The sequence below is a fragment of the Geobacter grbiciae genome, from assembly GCF_018531165.1.
Lineage (GTDB): Bacteria > Desulfobacterota > Desulfuromonadia > Geobacterales > Geobacteraceae > Geobacter > Geobacter metallireducens.
The window spans coordinates 373,631-394,015 of the sequence record NZ_JAHDIW010000001.1; the positions used below are offsets into that span (position 1 = coordinate 373,631).

Here is a 20,385-nt window from a genome sequence, read left to right on the forward strand (position 1 = left end):
GAGTGCGCCCCCTGCTTTGACTATGGTGCAGTGCGCCCCTGGATACGCAGGAAAAATGATCATTATCTCGCCGTGGGCGGCCAGACGGGGCTGCTGATTTCCGGCGACTACTGCTTTGAATTCAGCGGCCGACACCGTATCGTTGACAACTGCACCCTGGAGGCAGGGGAGCGGCGTCACCTCTCCATCCTCTACGGGCGCCCCGAAGACCTCGATGACGGCCTGGTGAGTCCGCCATCCATCGAGGAGTTGGATGAGCGCCTCGAGGAGACCATCGACTGGTGGCACAAGTGGACTGAGCAGCTCGATTACACTGGTCCCGAAGGCGATCTGGTCCTGCGCTCGGCGATCGTGCTCAAGGGGTTGTCCAACGCCCCGAGTGGCGCCATCGCCGCCGCCGCGACCACCTCGCTGCCAGAGGCTCCCAGCGGTTCGCACAACTGGGATTATCGCTATTCATGGGTTCGCGACTCGTCCTTTACGGTGCGCACCCTGGCCGAGTTGGGTTTCGCCGACGAGGCCGACGGCTTCCGGCGTTTCATGGAGCGTAGCTGTGCCGGCAGCGCCGAAGAGCTGCAAATCCTGTTCGGGGTGGGGGGGGAGCGCCGCCTGCACGAATACGAGATCGAGGCACTCGAGGGCTACCGTGGCGCAAGACCGGTGCGGGTCGGCAACGCCGCCGAACAGCAGCTGCAACTTGACGTTTACGGCGAACTGCTCGACCTCGCCTGGGGTTGGCACAAGCTCGGCAAATCGCCTGATGATGACTACTGGGAGTTCCTGGTTGAACTGGTTGACGCCGCGACCCGCCAGTGGCGCAATCCCGACCGGGGGATCTGGGAAATTCGCGGGGAGCCCCGTCATTTCGTGCTGTCGAAGGCCATGTGCTGGGTCGCGATCGAGCGCGGCATCCGCCTAGCGAAGGATCTCGAACGCGAGGCTCCCGTCGACGAATGGCAAGAGGCCTGTGAACAGATCCGCTCTGAGATCGAGGATAAAGGCTACGATCCCGAGCGCGGCGTCTTTATTCAGGCTTACGATACCCCGATCATGGACGCATCTTTGCTGCTGCTGCCAATGTTTGGTTTTATCGAAGCCGACGACAAACGGATGGTGCGCACGGTTGCGGCGATCCGCGAAGATCTCGAGCAAGATGGGCTGCTGCGGCGCTACCGGGCCGATGACGGTCTCGATGGAGAGGAAGGAGTGTTTCTCGCCTGCTCCTTTTGGCTCGCCGACTACCTGGCGGCCCACGGACAGATTGAGGAGGCCCGTAGCGTGTTCCGGCGTGCCGCTGATACGGCCAACGACCTTGGACTCTTTTCCGAGGAGTACGATACCCGTTGCGGTGAGATGCTGGGAAATTTCCCGCAGGCATTGACCCACCTCTCGTTGATTGCAGCGGCGGTGACCCTGGGGAAGGTGGAGAAATGATTTCGGATGCTGCCCGGCCCCAGACCTCGGCCGTGGCCATGGCGGGTGGTCCGGAATCCGCCCCTTAGATGTCTGCAGCGGTTGACATTGATCGTTTCTATTCTTCAATTGCAGTACCCAGCGAGCAGGGAGCAATGGGTGGAAAATGGATACATCCCCGAGGAAGTGATCATGCCGGAAGCACCGGAGCGAAAAGAATACGGGCCGTTCATGTTCGCCTTCCTGTCGTTCCTGACCGGCATCATCGCCGGGCTCGGCGCGCTGGTCTTTCGCGTACTGATCGCCTTCTTCCACAATCTGCTCTTTCTCGGGGAACTTTCCTTGTCCTACGATGCCAACGTCCATACCCCCGCCAGCCCGTGGGGGGGATGGGTGATCCTGGTGCCAGCGATCGGGGCGGTCGGCGTCGTCTACCTCACCAAGAACTTCGCTCCGGAGGCGAAGGGGCACGGCGTTCCCGAGGTGATGGATGCCATCTATTACAGCAAGGGGAAGATCCGACCCGTTGTTGCCATGGTGAAGTCGCTGGCCTCAGCACTCTGCATCGGCAGCGGCGGGTCAGTGGGACGCGAGGGGCCCATCGCCCAGATCGGCTCCGCCTTCGGTTCAACCCTCGGCCAACTCCTCAGGATGCCCCCCTGGCAGATCATCACACTCATCGCTGCGGGGGCGGGAGGAGGCATTGCCGCCACGTTCAACACCCCGGTCGGGGGATTGCTCTTCGCCACGGAGATCCTCCTCCATGAGGTGAGCGTTAAGACGCTCGTGCCGGTCATCATCACCACCTCCACGGCCACCTACCTGGGGCAGCTGTTTTTCGGCGCCCATCCGGCCTTCGTGATACCTGCCCTCGAAACCCCTTACTTCCGTCTCGACAACCCGTTCGTTCTCCTTGCATATGTGGGGCTCGGCGTCATCCTGGGGGGAGTCACCGCCTTCTATGTCAGGTCCGTCTATTCGTTCGAACGTTACTTCGACCGGTACATCCCCCAGAACGACTATCTCCGCCACGTGGCCGGGATGCTTCTGGTGGGGCTCATCTTCGTCATTCTCCAGAAGACCTCGGGACACTACTACGTGGAAGGGGTCGGCTATGCCACGATACAGGACGTCCTGACCGGGAGCATGGGGACTGAAGCCATACTCCTCCTCCTCTGTCTTCTCAAACTCGTTGCCACCGCGCTCACGCTCGGCTCGGGGGGGTCGGGGGGCATCTTCTCCCCCTCTCTCTTCATCGGGGCAACCCTCGGGGGTGCCTACGGCATTGCCCTCCACAAGATGCTGCCGGGATTGGCCATCAGCCCCCCCGCCTTTGCCGTGGCCGGAATGGCCGGACTGGTCGGCGGGGCGACCGGGGCTGCCCTGACTGCCATCGTGATGATCCTTGAGATGACCCTCGACTACAACGTCGTCATTCCAATGACCGTCACCGTCGCTTTCTGCTACGGCGTCCGGAGGCTTCTCTGCCGGCAGAGCATCTACACAATGAAGCTCGTCCTGAGGGGACACTACATGCCCGAGTCACTCCACTCGAACGTCTATGACCTCAAGCGCGCCAAGGATATTATGGAGACCCGACGGGAAATCGTTCCCGCTGCGACGACTCTCCGGGACCTTGCGTGCCTGGTGCGGGAGGCGCCCGATGTTCCCTGGTTCTTGGTGGTGGATTCTGATTATTTGATCGGCATTTTCCCCCGCCAAGCGGCGCTGGAGGCCATCCTCACGCAGGGGGGCTCCGTTCCGGTTGCCGATGCCGCATGCCGCAGTTATATCACGATCAACGGGAACATCCCCCTCTACAGCATCCTGGCCCACCTGCGGCTCGCCCATGCCGAGATTGCCGTCGTCACGCAAGGCAAGTCGGTTACGGCAGAAAACATCCTCGGAGTCATCGGCAAGGAAGAGATCGCCGGCGTCATGACGGAGGCGGTCGAGATCTTTCCCGAGTGAACCCGCGGCTCATTAACAACGAGTTCCTCCTTCGCCCGGTGGGGGTGGGGGAGCCGAGAGTGTCGCCCATCGCCCCGGTAGTGGTGCCGTTTCCCTTGAAGTGAGAGCCTCCATGAAAACCCGCATCTTCAATCTCTGGTACTCGTTCCGTTCCAGCTACTGGTTCGTGCCAGCCGTAATGGCGGCTCTCGCCATTGCTCTTGCCATCGGAACGACCACCCTCGATGAGGCACTTCCTCCTGATGTGGCAAATCGTCTCGGCTGGCTTTATAGCGGAGGGCCGGAAGGGGCCCGCACCCTCCTCTCGACCGTGGCCGGATCCATGATTACCACCGCCGGTGTGGTCTTTTCCATCACCATCGTGGTTCTCTCGCTCACCTCTTCCCCGTTCGGGCCGCGCCTCCTCGGCAACTTCATGCGGGACACCGGCACCCAGGTGGTGCTCGGGACATTCGTCGCCACGTTCATCTACTGTCTTCTCATTCTCAGGGTGGTGCGGGGCACCGACCAGGAGTCGTTCGTTCCCCATCTCTCGGTGACGTTTACTTACCTGCTCGCCCTGATGAGCACCATAGTTCTCATCTACTTCGTTCACCACGTTGCGTCATCGATCCAGGCGGACAGCATCATTACCGCCGTCTACCGTGATCTGGAGGCGACCATCGACCGGCTGTTTCCCGAGCAGCAGGAGCACGGGCTGAAGGAGTTGGGACCGAAGGAGGTGGCGGAGGCCTTGCCTGCCCGGTTCGAAGAAGAGGGGTGGCCGGTGGCGGCGGATGGGAGCGGGTATCTCCAGGCGATAGACCTTGAGGGGTTGTCCTCCTTCGCCCGCGACCACGACCTGATCCTCCGGGTTCATTGCCATGCCGGCGAGTTCGTCGCCGAAGGGGCAACCCTCGTCACCGCATGGCCCCGGGAACACTGGGACGAGACGCTGGTGAAAAAGGTGAACGATGCCTTCATTCGTGGCCGGCAGCGCACCAACGAGCAGGATATGGAGTACGCCGTGAAGCAACTCGTGGAGGTGGCCCTGCGCGCTCTTTCCCCTGGCATCAACGATCCTTTCACCGCCATGACCTGCATCGACTGGCTCGGCGTCGCCGTCGGGAGGAGCGCCCAGCGGAAATTCCCCTCGCCGCTCCGGTACGACGAGAAGGGGAGCCTCCGCCTCGCCGTCGTGCCGATCACCTTCGAGGAAATCGTGAATGCCGCGTTTGGACAGATCCGCCATGCCGCCTCGTTCCATCTGCCGGTGTTTCTCCGGCTTCTCGAGGCCATTACCGCCGTCGCTCCCCACATCCGTACGGACGAGCACCGTGCGGTTCTCGATCATCATGCCGTCCTGGTGGCGAGGACCGGTCGTGAGGCGGTGCAGGTGAAGGATGACCGGGAAGCGATCGATGCGTGCTACGAACGGACCAGGCATGCCCTTGGAAAGAGTTGAATGTCCGGTCGGTCATCCGCCGGGGATGGCGGTACAATGGCGGAAGGGTAGCCTTGCAGCTTCCGCAGCCCCTCCTTGTCCGCCGGGATACGATTGCCGGTACCGCAGGAGGGGCAGTACAGTATGTAGCTTGCCGCAGCCATGTCAGTTGACCGTTCTCTTTCCGTGGGTATTCCCGCCGCAGCCGCCAATGCGTCGTCCGAGGCGGCCGTTCTCAATCACACCACTCCTCAAAATCCGTTTCCCCCCGTCCCGATAGCTGGTAGAATTTCTTCGCTACACACAATCACCGATCACCGACCCCGAGGTGCCCATGCCCGTTTCCCCCCATCCAACCATCTACCGTGGCGATTACACCCCCCCCGACTACTTGGTCGAGAGCGTCCAACTTCGCTTCGAACTGGGGGAGGATATCTGTACCGTCCATTCGCGCCTGGAATTCCGAATTAATGGCGATCTCTACGGGGAGCGTCCCCCCTTGCGTTTGGACGGCCACCGTTTTGTCCTGAAAGAGATCCGGCTTGACGGGGTGCCGCTTGCTCGTGGCGACTATGCCATCGAACCGGAGCAACTGGTGATCGACCGGGTGCCGGCCTCGTTCTCCCTGGAGGTGGAGACCGAGCTTCGCCCCCAGGAGAACACCTGCCTTGAAGGGCTCTACCGCTCGGGAGGGATGTTCTGCACCCAGTGCGAGGCCCAGGGCTTCCGCTCCATTACCTATTATCCGGACCGCCCCGACGTCCTGTCGGTTTTTACCACAACCATCGTCGCCGACCGGGAACTCTATCCGGTGCTTCTCAGCAACGGCAATCCGGTGGCGGCGGAGGTGCTCCCCGACGGTCGCCATGCCGCCACCTGGCACGACCCGTTCAAAAAGCCTGCCTACCTCTTTGCCCTGGTGGCGGGGAAGCTGGTCTGCATCGAGGACCGCTTTACCACCATGAACGGCCGAGAGGTGGCGCTCCGGATCTATGTTGAGGAGCAGAACCGCTACAAGTGCGACCACGCAATGCGCTCTCTGAAAAAGGCGATGCGCTGGGACGAGGAGCGGTTCGGACGTGAATACGACCTTGATATCTACATGATCGTTGCGGTGGATGACTTCAACATGGGAGCCATGGAAAACAAGGGGCTAAACATCTTCAACTCCCGCTATGTGCTGGCCAGCCCCCAGACGGCCACCGACGAAGACTTTCAAGCCATCGAGGAGGTGATTGGCCACGAATACTTCCACAACTGGAGCGGAAACCGGATCACCTGCCGGGACTGGTTCCAGCTCTCCCTGAAAGAAGGACTCACCATCTTCCGGGACCAGGAGTTTTCTGCGGACATGGAATCCCGGGGGGTGAAGCGGATCGCCGACGTAAGGTACCTCCGCACCGCACAGTTCGCAGAGGATGCCGGCCCCCTGGCCCATCCGGTCCGACCCGATTCCTACGTGGAAATCAACAACTTCTACACCGCCACCGTCTACAACAAGGGTGCCGAGGTGATCCGTATGCTCGCCACCCTCCTGGGGCCAGAGCGATTCCGTGCCGGTATGGACCTCTACTTTGCCCGCTTCGACGGCCAGGCGGTCACCATTGACGATTTCGTCCAAGCCCTTGCCGACGCCGGGCAGATCGACCTCTCCCGCTTCGGCCTATGGTATTCCCAGGCGGGAACCCCCGAACTCACCGCTGAGGGCTCCTTCTACCCGGGCCAACGGACCTTCACGCTGACGATACGCCAGACCACCCCACCAACACCTGACCAGCCAGAGAAGCTCCTCCTCCATATCCCCGTTGTCATGGGGCTGCTTGGCCCCACGGGGAAGGAGCTCCCGGTGACCCTCGCCGGTGAATCTCACCCTGGACCGCCTTCGCGGGTCGTGGAGATCAAGGAGGCCGAGGAGCGGTTCACCTTCTCCGGCATCGACGCGGCACCGGTGCCGGCCCTCTTGCGGGGCTTTTCTGCACCGGTGAGGCTCTCATATCCCTATAGCCACGATGACTTGGTCTTTCTCATGACCCACGAATCCGACCCCTTCTGCCGCTGGGAGGCGGGGCAACGGCTCGCCGTGGAACTTCTCCTGCGGCTCGCCGACGATTTCCGAGCCGGTCGACACCTCACCTGTGATCCCGGTTTCGTGGCCGCCTTTCGGGCGATCCTGGAAAGCAACTATCCCGACAAGGCCTTTCTGGCCGAGGCCCTTACCCTCCCTGACGAGGACTATCTTGCCGAGCTCATGCCGGTGATTGACCCGGACGCACTCTTTGCCGCCCGACAGTTCGTCCGCCGGACCCTGGCCGATGAACTTGCCGACTGCTTCGTTGCGGTGCGTAACGCCTGCCGCACTGACGCCTCCTTTGCCGTCGACGACGGCCGGGCCGGTCACCGTCGCCTGGCGAACCTTTGCCTCGCCTACCTCCTGACCCGGAAAGATCCCGCCATGGTTCCCCTGGCCCTGGAGCAACTGGCCGAGGCGGACAACATGACTGACACCCTGGGTGCCCTGGCTCCCCTGGCCTCCTGCGAATGTCCTCAGCGGCAGGAAGCACTGGCCGCCTTCCACGAACGGTGGCGAGACGACCGGCAGGTAGTGGACAAGTGGTTCAGGCTTCAGGCGACATCCACTCTTCCCGGTACCCTGGCGGAGGTGGAGCGTCTCCTTGATCACTCTGCATTCGAGCTGACCAACCCGAACCGTTGGCGTTCCCTCATTGGGGCGTTCGCCATGGCGAACCCGGTCCGTTTCCACGCTGCCGACGGCGGCGGCTATCGCTTCCTCGGCCGGGAGCTGCGACGGCTGATGCCCATCAATCCCCAGGTTGCCGCCCGGATGACCATCCCCCTTACCCGCTGGCGGCGATACGATAAGGCTCGGCAGGCGCTGATGAGAGAGGAGCTGGAGCTGATCCGGGCACTTCCCGATTTGCCACGGGATGTCTTCGAGATTGTGGAAAAGAGCCTGGTGGAGAATGGACCAAGACCGACCGTTGAATAAATAACTCAGCTTTCGCACGTAGTGAAAACGTGTAAAACTCTGTAATTGCTAATAGTATGGCGTCGGGAAGCCGTGTCGCGGGGCGCGACAGGTTTGTCGAGACTCGTTTGTATTCAAACTACATGCTGCCGCATGGTGAAGCCCGCAACAACTTCTTCCTTTCGGATTGTCGATTTTCTTGTGCCGCCAGTAAAGTGGGACTAGGATTACGACCCACGACACGCAACCTGATTTCGAACCGGAGCTGACGATGAAACCGACTGCCGACCTCATTGCCCAAGTGACCGACAACCTGCGTCGGGTCTTTCAGGTGGTGAATGAACACTCGAAGCGGGCCATGCGGGAGACCGGCCTTACCGGTCCCCAGCTCTGGGCCATCAAAGTCATTGCCGGCCAGGGGCCCCTCCGGGTTTCCGACCTTGCCCGCAGGCTCTACCTGCACAACGCCACCGTGGTGGGGATCATCGACCGACTGGAGGCCCAGGGGCTCGCCCAGCGGACCCGCTCCCGGGAGGACCGCCGGGTGGTGATGGTTGACCTGACGGAACAGGGAAAGGATCTGGTGGCCCGGTCCCCCGTGGTGGCCCAGGGGCTCCTCGTCGCGGGGCTGGAAAAGATTCCCCGGGAAAAGCTCGAAACGATTTCCGAGGGGTTCGATCTCATGGTCCGGATCCTTGGGGCCAAGAACCTTCCACCCCAGCTCATCCTCTCGCCGGAGGTAAACCGGGGTCGGGCGAAAGTCGGCCGAAAGAGGCGAGCAACCGGGGAATAAAGTGAATCGCAGCAGAAAAAGGAGCCTATGGGCTCCTTTTTCATTTATGCCGTCCGGTACTCCCGCAGCACCGTCTCGATTCCCCGCAGGGGGAGCGCCGCCCGGTCGGGGCGGGTGGCGAGGGTATAGCCGAGTTCATAGAGGGCCTTGTCCAGGAGGAATGAGCGCAGCAGTGTCTCCAGGTCGCCCCGGTCCGCCGGGACGAGGGGGTTCGTCCCCATCCGGTCCAGATACCCCGCAAGGTAGCGGCAGCTCACGTGGTAGTAGCAGGCCTCGGCCCACGGCTCCAGGAGCGGGATGTCGCCGGGATGGCTGGTGCCGTGGCGGGCGAGGACGGTGAGGGTGGCGTTGTGGAAGGAGCGGATCATTCCCGCCACATCCCGCAGGGGAGAACGCTTGATGCGGCGCTCCCCGAGGGTTCGGTCCGGCTCCCCCTCCAGGTCGATGATCATGAAATCCTTGCCGGTGAAGAGCACCTTGCCCAGGTTTAAGTTGCCGTGGATGCGGGATTTCATTGCCTGAACGCGGCGACCGGAGATAAGGCGGAGCCGGGCAAGGATATCCTTTTCGGCGGCCAGGACCCGGTCGGCAAGCTCCAGGTCCGCGGCCGGCAGCTCCCCGCGGTGACGGGCCAGAAGCTGGAGGCTGCGGCGGGCCTGGTTGCGCAGGGACTGGTAGACGGAGCGCTGGTAGAGGGTCGAATACTCCTCCGGCCGCCAGGCCGGGTCGTTCCCCCCCGCGGCCAGGGCCAGGTGGAGTTCGGCGGTCCTGCGGCCGAGGAGTCCCGCCATCTCCAGGTAGAAGCCGCCGATGAGTTCCGTCGCCGGCTCCGGCACGGCGCAGGCGCTGCCGTCCATGAGGCTCGAGAACCGCTCCGGAGAAGGGGGGATTTCGCTCCGCCGGGAGAGGAGTCGCTCGAAGTACTGGTCCAGGAGGTGGAGTGCGAGCCGCCAACCGTCCCCCTGGTTCTGCACGTATCCCTGGAGGAGGCCGATGGTGCACGGCTCCATGCCGGGATGCCGCAACTCCAGGCTCCCCTGGAACGGGGCGACGTTGGGGAAGCCGGATTTCCCGGTCAGAAACCGGGCCATTTCCACCTCGGAGTTGATGCCGGGCTCCACCTTGCGGTAGAGCTTGAGCGCGTGGCGGTCGCCATAGATGATGATGCTGTTGGTCCCGTCGGCCTTGGGGAGCTCGGAGACGAGGTGCTCCGTTTCCTCCGGCGGTGCGGTGCGGCTTCTCCCGCCATGGACCGGCGCGATGACGCTCTCCCGTTTCCCGTGGAGCTGACGCCGGCCAAGGGCCAGGGAGAGGAGCGCATCCCTGAATTCCCGATCATGGACCGCGTCGCAGAGGATCCCCTCCTCATCCCCCGCCGAGAGTGCCGCGATGGCCGCCAGGGGGGATTCGGCGGCCACCCGCTTCGCCCCGGCTCCGGTGAGGAACGCCACGGGGAGCAGGTAGGTTTCCGGCGGGCCGTCCTGGTAGCGGACCTCCAGGAAAAAGAGGGGAAAGACCGCTTCTCCCTGCCGCAGGGTCACGGTGTCCCGCAGCGCGTAGCCGATGACGGCCCTGGCCGTTCCCTGGAACCAGCCGCTGCGCGTGAGGTACGCGGTGGTGATCCGTTCCAGGTGGGCGTCCCCTCGGGCGTGCTGGAGGGCTTCCCACCACGGCAGTCCCCCTCGGAGCCTGATCCGCGGTAGCTCCCCTTCCGCCGCAAGGGGCGCCTCGGCCCGGCGCAGGATGAACCAGAAATGGTCGTGGGGGCCCAGGGTGAGGGGGTAGGGGACTTCGCGGATGACGGGGAAGCGGTTGCGGCTGAAGAGATCCTCGGGGGCTATGCCGGCGAACTCCTTGAGGTCCAGGTTCACGGCCTGGGCGAAGCGGGAGAGATTGGCCACCACGAGGATCACTTCCTCTTCGTGGCGGCGGAGAAAGACCAGGACCTTGTGGTTGGACGGATAGAGCATCTCCATGGCGCCGCGGCTGAAGGCCCGGTAGCGGCGGCGCACGGCGATGGCACGGCGCATCCACCAGAGCAGCGACGTGGGGTTGCGCTCCTGGATCTCCACGTTCACTGCCTCGTAGTGGTATTCGGGGTCGATGATGACCGGCAGGAAGAGCCGCTGGGGGTTGGCGGAGGAGAAGCCCGCGTTGCGGTCAGGGCTCCACTGCATGGGGGTGCGGACGCCGTTGCGGTCCCCCAGGTAGTAGTTGTCCCCCATGCCGATCTCGTCGCCGTAGTAGATGATGGGGGTGCCGGGGAGCGAGAAGAGGAGGGCGTTCATCAGCTCGATCTTCCGCCGGTCCCGCTCCATGAGCGGAGCGAGGCGCCGCCGGATCCCCAGGTTGATCCGGGCCTTCGGGTCGGCGGCGTAGATGCGGTACATGTAGTCCCGCTCTTCGTCGGTGACCATCTCCAGGGTCAGCTCGTCGTGGTTGCGGAGGAAAATGGCCCACTGGCACCCCTCGGGGATGGAGGGGGTCTGGTCGATGATGTCGATCACGGGGAAGCGGTCCTCCATCTCGATGGCCATGTACATACGGGGCATGAGGGGGAAGTGGAAGAGCATGTTGCACTCGTCCCCCTCGCCGAAGTAGGCGATGGCGTCCTCGGGCCACTGGTTGGCCTCCCCGAGGAGCATCCGGTTGGGGAACGAGGCGTCCACGTGCTCCCGGAGCCTTTTCAGGAACGCGTGGGTCTCGGGGAGGTTCTCGCAGTTGGTCCCTTCCCGCTCAAAAAGGTAGGGGACGGCGTCGAGCCGCACCCCGTCCACCCCCATCCCGAGCCAGTAGTCGATGACCCGCAGCATCTCGGCCTGGACCCTGGGGTTGTCGAAGTTCAGGTCGGGCTGGTGGGCGTAGAACCGGTGCCAGTAGTAGGCCTTGGCCACCGGGTCCCAGCTCCAGTTGGAGGTCTCGAAATCCTGGAAGATGATCCGGGCTTCCCGGTACCGTTCCGGCGTGTCGCTCCAGACATAGTAGTCCCGGTGGACCGAGCCCGGTTTGGCCCGCCGGGCCCGCTGGAACCAGGGATGCTGGTCCGAGGTGTGGTTGAGGACCAGCTCGGTGATGACCCGGATGCGTCGGGCGTGAGCCGCCCGGAGAAACTCCCGGAACTCCCGCAGGGTGTTGTAGCTGGGGTTCACGCTGTAGTAATCGGCGATGTCGTACCCGTCGTCGCGAAGGGGGGATGGGTAGAAGGGGAGGAGCCAGATGGCGGTAATCCCCAGGGAGTGGAGGTAGTCGAGCCTCTCCATGAGCCCCCGGAAGTCTCCCATGCCGTCGCCGTCGGAGTCGGCAAAGGCCTTCACGTGGAGCTGGTAGATGACGGCGTCCCGGTACCAGTGTGGCGTGTCGTCCGGCAAGGGTACTCTGCGTGTCATGGGCACCTCCGTTCACGGGCTTCAGGAAGCCCGCGGATCAAGCGTTACTGCTCCTCCCCCACCGCCTCCAGGAGTGCCACCGGAAAATCCGTCAGCACCGCCCCCAGGGGGAGGATCGTCTGCCCCTCCCGCAGGGCCGTCACGACCCGCTCGCCGGTGAGGATGTTGCGGTAGGGGCGGCCGGTGCTCTCGAAGGGGACCACGAGTCGCGTATCTCCCCAGGTCTCCGCCCCCAACGGGGGATCCCCCAGCCGGGTAAAGAAGCGGGGCGCCACGGCAATGACCGTCTCCCCGTCGCTGTACCGCTCGAAGGCGCAGACGTGGTCGCTCCGCTCCCCTAGCACCTCCAGGGGAAGGTACTTGCCGGCCTCGAAGAGGGCGCGGTGCTCCCGGCGGTAGGTGAGAGACTTCCAGGCTAAAAAGAGTTTCACTTTTCCGTCGGCCATGGTCTGGAGAATATCCCGCGCCAGTGCAAGGGTTCCCTTTTCCCGTTCGACGCGCTGCAACTCCGCCAGCATGGCCATTCGCTTCTTGAAATCCACCGGCCGACGGTTGTCCGGGTCCACGAGGCTGAAGTCCCAGAGCTCGGTCCCCTGGTAGAAGTCGGGGATGCCGGGCGACGTCACCTTGAGGAGGGTCTGGGAGAGGGAGTTCAGCATGCCGCAGCGGATGAGGGGGGAAAGGGTCCGGCGCAGGTCGGCTAGGAACCCGTTGGCGGGCACGTCCCGGAGGATGGCGTCCACGAAGTGGAGGGCCGCCTCCTCGTGGAGCGGGTTCGGGTTGATCCAGCTCGTGTTCACCTTGGCCTCCCGCATGGCCTTGAGGAGGTACTCCCTGATCCGCCCCGTGAACAGGGCATGCCCTTCGGCGGTGAACTCCTCCGTGGGCCAGGCCCCGACAATGGTCTGGTAGAGGAGGTACTCTTCGTTGCGGTCCGGCACCTTGACCCCCTGGACAGTCACCTTGTGGCCGCGGTTCATCCGGCTCCAGTGCATGAGGCAGTCGTGCCAGGCGCCCGGGTCCTCCGACAGGACGCTGATCCGGGCACGGACATCCTCGCTCCGCTTGGTGTCGTGGGTGGAGGTGGCCAGCATGGCGAGGGGGGTGCTCCGGGCCCGTTCGATGTTCTGACCGTGGAACGCCTCCAGGGTGATGCCAAACCGCTCGGGGATCCCCCCCACCTCGTTGAGGGCGACGAGCCGGTTGTAGACGTAGAAGGCGGTGTCCTCCAGCCCCTTGGCCATGACCGGTCCGGTGAGCTGCTGGAACTTCATGACGAAGTCGAGCCACTGCTCCTGCTCCTCCCCGCTGGTGCTGTCATGGAAACGGAGCAGGAGCACATCCTCGATGAAGGTGAAGATCGACTCGCTCATGGCGGGGTTGCGCCGCTTGGCCTTGGCCACGGCGTATTCGATGTACTGGTGGTCCCGGTCGGCAACCTTGCGGGTGGCCGTGTAGGTGCGGTAGACGGGGAAGTGGGCGATCACCTCCACCAGTGCCTTGGTGAGGCTTCCCAGGGTGAAGTCGCGGGTGTGGCGGTTGCTCTCCGACAGGGTGTTCAGGTGGTGCCCCAGGGTGTTGATCTCGCCTCCCATGGAGAACCGCATGACCTGTTTCTTTTTCTGGTAGGCGATCTCGGCGAAATTGGGCCGCTCCTGGATGAACCGCGCATAGATGGTGTCGAACTCCCGGCCGTGGCGGGTGTCCACCATGAGGCCGGTCACGGCGTTGGCGAATTCGTAGCCGGTGGTGCCGTGAACCGGCCAGTCCTCGGGGAGCCGCTCGTTCTTCATGAGGATTTTTTCGCCCACGATGTAGAACGGTTTCGCCTGGGGAGAGACCTCCAGCATCTCGTCGTACATCTGGAGGATCGTCTCGGCGCGGTTGTCCCCCTCCTCCTCGTCCGTGCTGCCGAGGCCGGCCAGTCTCGTCTCCAGGAAGCAGGCCCGCTGGAGCCGCCGGAAATAGTCGGTGGGGTCGTAGAGCCCGTCGGCGTGGTCGATCCGCAGCCCCGTCACCTTCCCCTCCCGCACGAGCCGCAGCACGAGCCGGTGGGCCTCCTCGAAGACCCGGGGGTTCTCCATCCTGATGGCCCCCAGGGCGTTGATGTCGAAGAATCGGCGGTAGTTGATCTCGTCCGTGGCGGTCCGCCAGTGGGCGAGGCGGTAGACCTGCAGGCGCAGGAGCCCGTCCAGCAGGTCGAAGCTGCGGGGGGTCCCCTTCTCGCCGTTGAAGATCCGGACGTTTTCGTCGATGTAGGACTTGATGGGCCAGCAGTCGCAGCAGAGGGCCCAGAGCCGCCTCTTGATGACCTCCTTTTCCCGGTAGCGCTCCCGGACCCGGTCTGGATCCTGGTCGGTATAGAACGGGAGGTGGGTGATGGCGGTCACGATGCTCAGGAGCTCCCGGTACGCCTCGTGGTCAGGGGGAAGGAGCCGCTCCAGTTCCTGGAGTCGGTGGGTGAGGATGGGGCTGTAGGTCTTGGGGATGATGGGGAAGCGGTGCTCGTAGTAGCTGATGAAGAACGCCCCTTCCTCGAAGGAGAGGACCAGTTCCCCATTCTCCAGGACCGTGCCGTACTGGTCCCCCAGCACCGGGATCAACACCTTGTCGGTCAGCTCCTGCTTGACCGGCGACCAGTCCACGTCGAAAAAATCGGCGTTGACGGAGCTGGGGCCGTTTTCCAGCAGGTCGAGCCAGCGGTCGTTCCCTCCCCCTTCCACGCACATGTGGTTGGGGACGAAGTCGAGGATCTGCCCCATGCCGTGGCGTCCGAGGGCTCCGCACAGGGAGTCGAAGTCGTCCCGGTCCCCCAGTTCCGGGTTCAGGCTGTCGTGGTCCACAATGTCGTAGCCGTGCATGCTCCCGGCCCGGGCCTTGAAGAGTGGGGAGGCGTAGACGTCGCTTATGCCCAGGGCGTGCAGGTAGGGGACGATCCGCTCCGCGTCCCGGAAATGGAAGCCGGCGTTGAGCTGCAGGCGGTAGGTGGTCGTCGGTATCCGGGCACCCAAAGAGTCAGTCTGGTCCATTCATTCCTCCGATAAGGGGGGGAGAGCGGCGTCAGTATTGAAGTTGAGCCGTTCGCCCAGGCGGCGGAACTCCTCGAACCACCAGTCGTTGCGCGCATCGCCTTTCTTTGATTGCGCCATCAGCCTGCGCCAGCACGGCCGGGCGATCTCAAGGTAGATGTTCTGTGCCAGCCAGAGGTTAAGGGTGATGGGGACCCGGACCGCCAGCTCCAGGAGTCTGGCCGCATCGGCCAGGAGCCCCCGGTCCAGGGGGTCGGCGCGAAGCATCGACATTGCCGTTTCCAGTCGCCGGCGAATCCGGAACTCAAGGTCGACCCGCTCTAGCTCTACTCCCCAGTCGGCAATCTCCCGCAGAAGCTCCTCGACCTCGGAATCGGCGATGCATGGCTTGGCGAAGGTCTGGTCCAGCTTCAGGTTCAGGGCCACCTGGGCCGTGGTCATGAAGCGGTACGGCACTGGCATGCCGGTCTGCCGGACGAACCCCATGAGGAGCCGGTAGTTGTCGTAGAGGGCCGTGTAGCGGTCCTCGAACTCCGCCAGGACGCCGCCGATGACCATGCCGAGGATCCGGCGCTGCTCGTCCCGGAAGAGGTTTCGCAGCGAGTAGTTGTGCATGCCGAAGTGGGCGTCCATGAGGCGGATGATCTCGACAAAGTCGCTCGCCTCGAAGGCCCGGATGATTTCAGCGGCCATGGCCCCATAGGCCTCTTCGCCGCGGAAGCTTCGGACCCCGCCATTGAGGGCGTGGTTGCCGAAGTAGAGGACGCAGTAGGTGATCCGATCTCGCTCACCGGTGGTGGCGGAACTGACCAGGGCGCGGCCGATGGCGAGCCGGGTCTGCCCTGCCGGGATCAGCCGGGCATCCTCGCTCCGCACCCGGTAGCTGAAGACCCGGGTCTCCTCCCCGTACTCCTGGAACAGGGAGCTCACCGCGTAGTGGGCCCCCACCTTGACCAGATCGATCATGGCCGGTTGGACAAAAGTCTCGTAGATACGGGCGCCGTCCCGGTGCTCGGGGATGTTGCCTCGCACCGCCGCCAGCCGCTGGAGAAACGACGCCTCGATGCCGTTGCCGAACAGCTCCCGGGCAAGCTGCACGGCCCGTCCCGCGTACTGGATCACCTGCACCGTCTCGATTCCCGAAAGCTCGTCGAAAAACCAGCCGCAGCTCGTGTACATGAGGAGGAGGTGGCGCTGCATCTCCAGGAGTTTCAGGACCCGGCCCCGTTCCTCGTCGGCCAGGGGGCGCTGGGCGTGGCGGTTGAAGAAGTCGTCCATCTGCTCGGGGGAGCGGTCGAGCATGACCCCGATGTAGTGGTCCCGGGCCTGCCAGGGGTCCCGGAGCAGGGCACCGGCCGCCATTTCGTAGGGGCCTGCCAGTTCGTCCCGCAGCCAATCGAAGGCGTGGCGCAGGGGACCCCGCCACTGCTGGTTCCAGTGCGGATACCCCCCCGAGTTGCAGCCGCAATCACCCCGCCACCGTTCGATGCCGTGGATGCAGCTCCAGGAGCTGTCCTTCACGATTTCCACCTCGTGACTCGGAGGATAGAGCTCCAGGAATTGCCCGTAGTTGGTGATGCGGGCCAGGCCGTTGTCCTCCAGATACGAGAGGGCGTAGGCGAGGGCCATATCGCCGTGCATGTGGTGGTGTCCGTAGGTTTCGCCGTCCGTGGCGATTGAAAGGATCTGGGGGCGGTTGCGGCGGTCGTCGAAGCCGGTCAGGAGCCGCTCGGCGAAGCGCTCCCCCTGGTCCAGGAGTTTTTCGAAGGCCACGGCCCGGGAGATGGGGCCGTCGTAGAAGAAGATGACGATGGAGCGCCCCGACGGGAGGCGGCAGAGGTAGGGCATGGTCGGATCGATGTGCCCCCCCTCCACGGAGTGCCACTTCCTCGCCCCCCGGGACCGGATCCGTGCGGCCTGGTGGGGGGCGAGGACCGTGAAGCGGATCCCTTCGGCGGCGAGCACGTCGAGGGTTTCCGTGTCCACGGCCGTCTCGGCCAGCCACATCCCCTCGGGGAAGCGGCCGAAGCGACGCTGGAAATCGGCGATCCCCCACCGCACCTGGGTCTCCCTGTCCCGCCGGTTCGCCAGGGGCATGATGAGGTGGTTGTAGACCTGGGCCAGGGCGTTGCCGTGGCCCGAGCGCCAGCCGATGCTCAGCCGGTCCGCTTCCAGGATGGCACGGTAGACCTCGGGGGAGTATTCCTCCATCCAGGCGAGAAGGGTCGGCCCGAAGTTGAAGCTGATGCGGGCGTAGTTGCTGACGATGTCCCGGATGCGCCCCTCGCCGTCGAAGAGGCGGGACGCCCCGTTGGGGGCGTAGCACTCGGCGGTGATCCGCTCGTTCCAGTCGTGATAGGGGTGGGCCGAGTCCTGGATCTCCACCGCCTCCAGCCAGGGGTTTTCCCGGGGGGGCTGGTAGAAGTGGCCGTGTATGCAGATATGGCGGCTCATGGAAGTGGCTCCTTCTGGTAGATGAGCACCGCGAACGGCGGCACGAGAAGGAGGGCGCCTGCGTCAAGCAGATCCGGAGTGGCTCCGCCCCCTCCTCCCCAGTAGCCCTCCGTCGAGTCGAGAACCTTCCGGTGCCTCCCCTGGATTCCGATCACGGGTACCGGCTGTTCGAATCCGCTCAGGTTGAAGATGCAGATGACCTCGTCGCCATGGCCGTGTCTGTTCACCATGAGGACCTGCTCCATCCCGAAGCCGGCGACCGATGTCCCCTGCCGGGTCGGAACGCTGAAAGGGGGGAGGATTTTGCGCAGGCGGATCAGTTCCCGGGTGAAGGCGAAGAGATGGCGGTGCACCCCCCGGTGGCGCGTTTCCGGGTCGATGCGGGCCGAGCGGAACGTCTCCTCTGCCTGGGGGTCCGGCACCTCCGCGTCCCAGCCGAAGGGGGCGAATTCCTCCCTGCGCCCCTTCCGGACCGCATCGGCCAGGTCCGGGTCGCCGTGGCTCGTGAAGTAGGGGAACGGGGCGGTCTCGCCGTACTCCTCCCCCATGAAGAGGAGGGGGAGATAGGGGGAGAGGATGACCATGGCGGCGGCCAGCTTCAACTGCTCCGGCGACAGGGAGGAGGAAAGCCTGTCGCCGAGCGCGCGGTTCCCCACCTGGTCGTGATTCTGGATGCAGACCACGAACCGCTGGGGCGGCAGGTGGGACGAGTCGCTGCCGTGGCGCCGGCGCCGGTGGCGGGAATAGGTGCCGGCGTAGACGAAACCGTCGCGCAGGGCGGTCAGCATCTGGGAAAAGGCGCCGAAATCCTCGTAGTAGCCCCTCCTCTCTCCCGTGAGGAGGGTGTGGAGGGCGTGGTGGAAGTCGTCGCTCCACTGGGCGTCGAGACCGTGGCCGCCATGCTCGGGGTCAATGACGATCCGTGCGTCGTTCAGATCGCTTTCGGCGATCACGTGGACCTGGCGCCCCAGGCATCCGGCGAGGCTGTGGACCGCGTCGGCCAGTTCGGCAAGGATGTGGCGGGCGCTGAAGTCGTAGATGCCGTGAACGGCGTCGAGGCGCAGGCCGTCCATGTGGTATTCGGCCACCCAGTGGAGGGCGTTGGCGATGACGTAGTGGCGGACCCCGTCGCTGTAGGAGCCGTCGTAGTTCACCGCGTCCCCCCAGGGGGTCCGGTAGTGGCCAGTAAAGTAGGGGGCGAAGCCGTGGAGGTAGTTCCCCTCGGGGCCCAGGTGGTTGTAGACCACATCGAGAATAACCGCCATCCCCCGCCGGTGGCAAGCGTCCACGAAGCGCTTGAGCCCCGCGGCCCCTCCATAGGCGGGGTGGGGCGCATAGGGGAAGACCCCGTCGTATCCCCAGTTGCGGTCCCCGGGGAACTGGGCGACCGGCATGAGCTCCACGGCGGTGATGCCGAGCTCCGCAAGATAGTCGAGGCGTCCGATGGCACCGTCGAAGGTTCCTTCATGGGTGAAGGTTCCCACGTGGAGCTCATAGGTGATGAGGTCCTTCAGGGGGATGCCCCGCCATTGGCCGTCCGTCCAGCAGAATGCCTCCGGATCAACCACCTGGGACGGTCCGTGGACACCGTCGGGCTGACAGCGGGAGGCGGGGTCCGGGCGGCGCAGATGGCCGTCGATCAGATACCAGTAACGGTCGCCGGCCACGGCTCCGGAAATTACGCCGGAAAAGTGTTCGCCGTCGCGCTCCAGGGGGACGGCCTGTTCGTGGCCGTCTCGTGACAGGATCACGCTCACCGATTGCGCCAGCGGCGCCCAGACCCGGAAGCGGATTCCTCCGGGCTCCGGACGGGCACCCAGATCGAGCTGCCAGGAGATCATAGCGCCTCCCCCGGTATGGTCGATGCCGCCCCATGCTGGAGGCGGACTGTGCGGATCGGGAAGGGGATCTCGATCCCCTCGGCAAGGTAGCGCCGGTGAAGCCGTTTCACGAACTCATGCTTGATGAGGTACTGGTCCACATACTCACATCCCCTCATGATGACCGTGAAGTTGATGCTGAAGTCCGAGAAGGCGTTGTAGCGGATGAAGGGCTCGAAGGTCGGCACCCCACCCTGGACTTCCCGGAGCAGATCCCGTGCCACTCCGACGGTGACCTTCTCCACGTGTTCGAGATCACTGTCGTAGCTTACTCCAACGTCAAGAAGGACGGCCATTTCGGTTTCCGGCAAATGGAAGTTGGTGACGATGGCCCCCGCCAGCTTCGAGTTGGGAACGATCACGGTATTGTTCGGCAGGGTCCGGATAACCGTGTTGCGCCAGGAGATGTCGGTTACGTATCCCTCTTCGCCGCTCGACAACCGTATGTAGTCCCCCGGCCTTATCTGCCGTGTCGCGATGATGTGAAGTCCCGAAAAGAGATTGGACAGGGTATCCTGAAGGGCCAGCGCAACGGCGAGACCCCCGACGCCGAGGGCGGTCAGCAGTGGCGCGATGGAGATTCCCAGGGACTGGAGGATGATCAGCATGCCGATGGTGAAGGCGATTGCCTTTGCCAGGTTCGTGAAGATGGATGTGGAGGGAAGGACCGCCTTTTTTGCGTAGAGGGTGACAAAACCGGCGGCCAGACGGACCAGGAGCACCGTGGCCAGAAGGAGCAAGAGGACGAGAATTGCCTTGTCGGCCACCGCCCGTGTTCTCTCCGTCAGGGGGGTCCTGAGAAGTGCCCCATAGACGCCGGCGATAAAGAAGGCATAGAAGGTGACCCCCTTCAAAGAGGTTACGACCACGTCGTCCCCTTCCCAGGGGGTTCGTCGGGTAAGGGCCCGCAGTCGACGCAGTATCACGCTATCGACGATAATTCCTGCAAGGGCACCCCCGGCAATGAAAGCAAGAGGGACCATGAGTTCTTCCGCATTGGTGAACAGGTTCATGAAGTATCCTGAAGTGAATTAGTGGTTATAATGGGTT

The 20,385-nt window shown here is 63.9% G+C and carries 10 protein-coding genes; 5 read left to right on the top strand and 5 right to left on the bottom strand.

Features of this window, described 5'->3' with window-relative positions; genetic code table 11:
• Positions 1 to 30: 30 nt before the first annotated feature.
• The 5 genes from KJB29_RS01685 (at position 31) to KJB29_RS01705 (ending at position 8,586) form a co-directional block, all read left to right on the top strand.
• Positions 31 to 1,434, top strand: a complete 1,404-nt coding sequence (locus tag KJB29_RS01685; RefSeq protein ID WP_215733082.1) for a glycoside hydrolase family 15 protein — start codon at positions 31 to 33, stop codon at positions 1,432 to 1,434.
• A gap of 138 nt (positions 1,435 to 1,572) precedes the next feature.
• Positions 1,573 to 3,384 carry a chloride channel protein gene (locus KJB29_RS01690; RefSeq protein WP_215733083.1) on the top strand — a complete coding sequence of 604 codons (1,812 nt, stop codon included), beginning with the start codon at positions 1,573 to 1,575 and terminating at the stop codon, positions 3,382 to 3,384.
• A gap of 112 nt (positions 3,385 to 3,496) precedes the next feature.
• Positions 3,497 to 4,828: a DUF2254 domain-containing protein gene (locus tag KJB29_RS01695; RefSeq protein WP_215733084.1), complete on the top strand. Its 1,332-nt coding sequence runs from the start codon at positions 3,497 to 3,499 to the stop codon at positions 4,826 to 4,828.
• A gap of 313 nt (positions 4,829 to 5,141) precedes the next feature.
• A complete protein-coding gene (gene pepN, locus KJB29_RS01700; protein WP_215733085.1) occupies positions 5,142 to 7,814 on the top strand; it encodes an aminopeptidase N in 2,673 nt (890 codons plus the stop codon).
• Positions 7,815 to 8,064: 250 nt separating this feature from the next.
• Entirely contained in the window at positions 8,065 to 8,586 is a 522-nt protein-coding gene (locus tag KJB29_RS01705; RefSeq protein ID WP_215733086.1) for a MarR family winged helix-turn-helix transcriptional regulator, read from the top strand.
• A 44-nt stretch (positions 8,587 to 8,630) separates the two neighbouring features.
• On the opposite strand, the gene treS is transcribed toward KJB29_RS01705, so the two are convergent.
• The 5 genes from treS to KJB29_RS01730 are packed head-to-tail and all read right to left on the bottom strand — an operon-like array spanning position 8,631 to position 20,348.
• Complete coding sequence (gene treS / locus KJB29_RS01710; protein WP_215733087.1) at positions 8,631 to 11,972, bottom strand: maltose alpha-D-glucosyltransferase; 3,342 nt, start codon at positions 11,970 to 11,972, stop codon at positions 8,631 to 8,633.
• Positions 11,973 to 12,016: 44 nt separating this feature from the next.
• Complete coding sequence (locus KJB29_RS01715; RefSeq protein WP_215733088.1) at positions 12,017 to 15,001, bottom strand: malto-oligosyltrehalose synthase; 2,985 nt, start codon at positions 14,999 to 15,001, stop codon at positions 12,017 to 12,019.
• Entirely contained in the window at positions 15,002 to 17,455 is a 2,454-nt protein-coding gene (locus KJB29_RS01720; protein ID WP_215733089.1) for a DUF3536 domain-containing protein, read from the bottom strand.
• Complete coding sequence (gene treZ / locus KJB29_RS01725; RefSeq protein WP_215733090.1) at positions 17,452 to 19,296, bottom strand: malto-oligosyltrehalose trehalohydrolase; 1,845 nt, start codon at positions 19,294 to 19,296, stop codon at positions 17,452 to 17,454. Before treZ ends, KJB29_RS01720 begins: the two co-directional genes overlap by 4 nt.
• On the bottom strand, positions 19,293 to 20,348 hold the full coding sequence (locus tag KJB29_RS01730) for a mechanosensitive ion channel family protein (RefSeq protein ID WP_215733091.1): 1,056 nt from the start codon (positions 20,346 to 20,348) through the stop codon (positions 19,293 to 19,295). The genes treZ and KJB29_RS01730 overlap by 4 nt, the downstream gene beginning before the upstream one ends.
• Between the last annotated feature and the right edge of the window lie 37 nt (positions 20,349 to 20,385).